1 protein-coding gene is annotated in these 320 nt (G+C 36.2%); it reads left to right on the top strand.

What is annotated here, in order from left to right; genetic code table 11:
- Positions 1–141 precede the first annotated feature (141 nt).
- Entirely contained in the window at positions 142–288 is a 147-nt protein-coding gene (locus NRI27_RS18015) for a hypothetical protein (protein ID WP_371391913.1), read from the top strand.
- The last annotated feature ends 32 nt before the right edge of the window (positions 289–320 follow it).

Genomic DNA, 320 nt, shown 5'->3' with positions numbered 1-320 from the left:
TTTTTGGCTTTAAAGCGTACATATTTGGTGCTCATTACAAAATGGCTGGGATTTAACATGGGGGAATATTAACGCACATGAATATGGCTAGTTGGACAGGCATAGCTTCTAAACAACAAGATGGATACAGGAGGGATTTATATGAAAAAAACTGCGAAAGAACATGCAATAGCAATGATAGCTAACGGAGAAAAGTATGGTTTAACTGCAAGAAAGAAGAACAAAGCAAGTGTTTTGAAGAAGGGATTAGAAAGCGAGAAAATCCTGCTAATCGTTGAAACAAGCTAAAAGTGTAAGGTTAAAATTTTCAGCAATGGCTA

The sequence above is a fragment of the Sporosarcina sp. OR05 genome, from assembly GCF_041414805.1.
GTDB lineage: Bacteria > Bacillota > Bacilli > Bacillales_A > Planococcaceae > Sporosarcina > Sporosarcina saromensis.
This window is presented reverse-complemented; position numbering and strand designations above follow the sequence as displayed.

Bases quoted from the DNA above. Each gene is read 5' to 3' on its own strand.
- NRI27_RS18015 (WP_371391913.1), top strand. From the start codon at position 142: ATGAAAAAAACTGCGAAAGAACATGCAATAGCAATGATAGCTAACGGA.